The 3,756-nt window shown below is 66.8% G+C and carries 7 protein-coding genes; 3 read left to right on the forward strand and 4 right to left on the reverse strand.

Features of this window, described 5'->3' with window-relative positions:
- Nucleotides 1-14 precede the first annotated feature (14 nt).
- From PKE44_RS16325 to PKE44_RS16335, 3 genes are all read right to left on the reverse strand, one after another.
- Complete coding sequence (locus PKE44_RS16325) at nucleotides 15-296, reverse strand: HigA family addiction module antitoxin (protein ID WP_324553292.1); 282 nt, start codon at nucleotides 294-296, stop codon at nucleotides 15-17.
- A 9-nt stretch (nucleotides 297-305) separates the two neighbouring features.
- Nucleotides 306-584: a type II toxin-antitoxin system RelE/ParE family toxin gene (locus PKE44_RS16330; RefSeq protein WP_324553295.1), complete on the reverse strand. Its 279-nt coding sequence runs from the start codon at nucleotides 582-584 to the stop codon at nucleotides 306-308.
- A 141-nt stretch (nucleotides 585-725) separates the two neighbouring features.
- The gene (locus PKE44_RS16335; protein ID WP_324553301.1) at nucleotides 726-947 is read right to left on the reverse strand and encodes a hypothetical protein; all 222 of its coding nucleotides are present in this window, start codon (nucleotides 945-947) and stop codon (nucleotides 726-728) included.
- Nucleotides 948-1,163: 216 nt separating this feature from the next.
- On the opposite strand from PKE44_RS16335, the gene msrP reads away from it, so the two are divergent.
- The 3 genes from msrP to PKE44_RS16350 all read left to right on the forward strand — a co-directional run bounded on the left by msrP (nucleotide 1,164) and on the right by PKE44_RS16350 (nucleotide 3,029).
- Nucleotides 1,164-2,102: a protein-methionine-sulfoxide reductase catalytic subunit MsrP gene (gene msrP, locus PKE44_RS16340; protein ID WP_324553305.1), complete on the forward strand. Its 939-nt coding sequence runs from the start codon at nucleotides 1,164-1,166 to the stop codon at nucleotides 2,100-2,102.
- 95 nt (nucleotides 2,103-2,197) lie between these two features.
- Nucleotides 2,198-2,416 carry a hypothetical protein gene (locus PKE44_RS16345; RefSeq protein WP_324553307.1) on the forward strand — a complete coding sequence of 73 codons (219 nt, stop codon included), beginning with the start codon at nucleotides 2,198-2,200 and terminating at the stop codon, nucleotides 2,414-2,416.
- A complete protein-coding gene (locus PKE44_RS16350) occupies nucleotides 2,409-3,029 on the forward strand; it encodes a zeta toxin family protein (RefSeq protein ID WP_324553309.1) in 621 nt (206 codons plus the stop codon). Before PKE44_RS16345 ends, PKE44_RS16350 begins: the two co-directional genes overlap by 8 nt.
- Before the next feature lie 9 nt (nucleotides 3,030-3,038).
- On the opposite strand, the gene PKE44_RS16355 is transcribed toward PKE44_RS16350, so the two are convergent.
- Nucleotides 3,039-3,602 carry an NADPH-dependent FMN reductase gene (locus tag PKE44_RS16355; RefSeq protein WP_324553311.1) on the reverse strand — a complete coding sequence of 188 codons (564 nt, stop codon included), beginning with the start codon at nucleotides 3,600-3,602 and terminating at the stop codon, nucleotides 3,039-3,041.
- Nucleotides 3,603-3,756: the final 154 nt, after the last annotated feature.

Consider the following 3,756-nt stretch of genomic DNA (forward strand, 5'->3'; position numbering starts at 1 on the left):
TCAGCCGCCTTCATTCAGGCGACCGGCTGAATCCGTTCGATCTCGGCGCGATGCTTGCTGAGGACCGCGGACAGATCATGAGCGGTCTGCAGGTTCAGCCAGAACTCGGCCGTGGTGCCGAAATAGCGGGACAGCCGGGCGGCCGTGTCGGCGGTGATGGCGCGACGCTCGCGCACGATGTCGTTGATGCGCGTGGCCGGAACATGCAGGGCAAGTGCCAGGGCGTTGGCACTCAGGCCGTGTGGAATCAGGAACTCTTCGCGCAGCACTTCGCCCGGATGTGTCGTGATCCTCATGGCATGACCTCAGTGGTAATCGACGATTTCGACCTCGTGCGCGTGTCCGTCGCGCCAGACGAAGCACAGTCGCCACTGGTCATTGATCCGGATGCTGTGCTGTCCGGCCCGGTTACCCTGCAAGGCTTCCAGACGGTTACCCGGTGGTTGCCGCAAATCCTGAAGGACATGGGCAGCCGCGAGCATGTCGAGCTTGCGCAAGGCGGCTTTCCGGCAGGCTGCAAGGCGGGGCACGGGCTCGCCCTCCATGAGCCGGCAGGTGTCCTTGTCCCTGAATGACGCGATCATCGACAGCTTATACCGTTTCGCGTTAAACGCGCCGCGTCAAAGCACCTCTGCCACCCCGATCCTGCCCCGAAACACTCCGGGCGGTGCAGTTGCCTGCACCGCCCGGGCGGGTTCAGCGGGGGAAAACGGTTGCGTGCCGGATCAGAGCGGCAGGTTCCTCGGGTCGTACTTGGGATCGTCCTCGAACTGGAAGTCGTCGAGGTGGCGGCGAAGTTCGCGCAGTTCGCGATGCCGCTCGATGGATCGCCAGGCCTTGGAGCCGGGGCCCGACGGCGCGGGCGGGGGCGTCGGCACCACGGCCGGCGACTCGTGTTCCGTGTCGTCGTCCAAGCTTTCCTCGTCTTCGCTGAAGTTTTCACGCATGTTCAAGTCACTCCTGCACGCTGCTGCAGCAGAACCTTCGGTCCGGGCCGGACACCACGGTCACCGACCCCCGGTTTCAGGGTGCGCGGTTTATACGGAGTTTCAACGGTCAACAGAAATCAGAATTTTTGATCACAGACAAAGTTTTTTCGATGGAATCCACGGCCGCCACAGCGTCGTAAGCAGTCCGGTCGTCCACATCCGGGAGTCGCCGTCATGCTGATCCGCCGTCCGTCCGATCTGCGCCCGTCCGAGATCACGTCGCCCGAACTGTTCCACGGCCGCCGCCGCTTCCTGCAGGGGGCGCTCGCTGCCGGTGCCGCCGCCGCGTTCGGCCTGCCGGCGGTCGCGAGCGCCGGCGAGAAGCTGCCGAACGTCGTCAAAAGTCCCTATCGCGTCGACGAGCCGCTGACGCCGTACGACGCCGTCACCGAGTACAACAACTTCTACGAGCTTGGCACCGGCAAGGACGATCCGCAGCGCAACGCCGCACGCCTGAAGCCGAAGCCGTGGACCGTCGAGATTGCCGGCGCCTGCGAGCAGCCCGGTCGCGTCGGCTTCGATGATCTGATCGCCGGACTGGCGCTGGAGGAGCGCGTCTACCGCCACCGCTGCGTCGAGGCCTGGTCGATGGTCGTGCCCTGGGTCGGCGTGCCGCTCGGGCAGGTGCTCGCGAAGTACAAGCCGCTGTCGAGCGCGAAGTACGTGGCGTTCACGACGCTGATGGACCCGCAGCAGTTTCCCGGCCAGCGCCTGCCGGTGCTGGAGTGGCCGTACCGCGAGGGCCTGCGCATGGACGAGGCGCTGCATCCGCTGACGATCCTCGCCGTCGGCGTCTACGGCGAGGTGCTGCCGAACCAGAACGGCGCGCCGCTGCGCCTGGTCGTGCCGTGGAAGTACGGCTTCAAGGGCATCAAGTCGATCGTGAAGATCGAGTTCGTCGAGCACGAGCCGCGCACCTCGTGGAACATCGCCGCGCCCGACGAGTACGGCTTCTATGCCAACGTCAATCCGGCCGTCGATCACCCGCGCTGGAGCCAGAAGCGCGAGCGGCGCATCGGTGACTGGCTGAAGCGCGACACGCTGGCGTTCAACGGCTACGGCGAGCAGGTCGCCTCGCTGTACTCGGGCATGGACCTGCGCAAGTCGTTCTGAGGCCGGCCGCCGGCGACGATTGACCGCCTGTCCGACAGGCATACACTGCCAACAGGCTTTTTCCGTCAGGCACCTGCCATCCGGAGGTTACCGAAATGATCCAGTCCGCCGCCTGCCGCCTCGACCCGCTCGCCAACGACTGCGAGCCGACCGACGAGCAGCTCGAAATGATCATGGCTGCCGCTGCCCGCTCGGCCCGCGAGATTCGGGCGCGCGTCGATGCCGAGCTTTACCGGCAGATCGCCGTCGAGCTGGAAGCCGCCAAGGCCCGCGCCCGCGCCCGCGGCAGCATCTTCGTGCAGGACCATGACTGAACCTGAACCCGGCAAGCCACGCTTGCTGGTCGTCGCCGGACCGAACGGTTCCGGCAAGACCACGGTCACCGAGCAGGTGTTGAAGCACCGCTGGTTCGATGGCTGCGAATACATCAATCCCGACAACATCGCCGAGCAGCAGTACGGCGGCTGGAATTCGGCCGAAGCCGTGCTGCAGGCGGCGAACCACGCGCAGGCGCTGCGCGAGCGCTGCCTCGCCGAAGGCCGCGACATGGCCTTCGAGACGGTGTTCTCGGCCGATGACAAGGTGCAGTTCATCGAGCGGGCGCTGGCCGCCGGATATTTCGTCCGGGTGTTTTTCGTCTCGACCCGCCACCCGTCCCTCAACGCCGCCCGCATCACCTATCGGGTCATGAACGGCGGCCATGATGTATCGATCGCCAAGATCATCGCGCGCTACCGGCGCTCGATCGTCAACTGCACGCTGATCGCCCGCCGCGTCGACCGGCTGTACGTCTACGACAACTCGGTCGACGGCGCCGAGGCCCGGCTGATGTTCCGGGCCCGCTACGGCGAGCTGGCGAAGGTCTATGCCGGCCCGATCGAACGCTGGGCCGACAGCATCCACACGGCGCTGCGCGCGCCGGCCTGATCCGCGCCTTCAGCCCGCCATCTGCCGGGCCAGCGCCGCCAGTGCGACGAGTTGCTTGCCGAGGAATTCGCGCGTGCCGGCGTCGGTGAGCTGGCCGTCGGCGTCGATCTTGTTCTGCGCCTGACCGACCATGATTTCGGGTTTGTTGAGGATGCGGGCGTCGAGGAAGACGAAGATCTGGCGCAGGTGATACTGCATGCGCGCGCCGCCGAGCACGCCCATCGACGCGCTCTGGATCGCCAGCGGCTTGCCGGCGAACGGCTGATCGGGCAGGCGCGAGATCCAGTCGATGGCGTTCTTCAGCACGCCGGGCACCGAGTAGTTGTATTCGGGCGAGACGATGACGACGCCGTCGGCGGCGCGGATGGCATCGCCGAGCGCGGTGACGGCGGCCGGAAAGCCTTCGGCCTGCAGGTCGGCGTCGTACAGCGGGATGTCGCGCAGCGACGGCGCGGCGACGACGCGGATGCCGTCCGGCGCCAGTTCGGGCAGGGCGCGGGCGATGGCGGCGTTGTACGAGCCGCGGCGCAGGCTGCCGGTGATGCTCAGGAAGGTCAGCGGACGATCGCTCATGGCGGGGGCAGGCTCCGTTTCGGTGGAAAAGGGCAGGGAAGGGGCGGGATGCCCGGGAAAACGTGCCCGGGATGCTCGCGCAGGCGGCGCGCGGCGGGATAGCGGAGGGATTCGCGGGAGTTGTTCAGCGGCATTGAAGGTAGCAGCGGCGCCG

Origin of the sequence: Plasticicumulans sp. (assembly GCF_035331805.1) — a bacterium.
Lineage (GTDB): Bacteria > Pseudomonadota > Gammaproteobacteria > Competibacterales > Competibacteraceae > Plasticicumulans.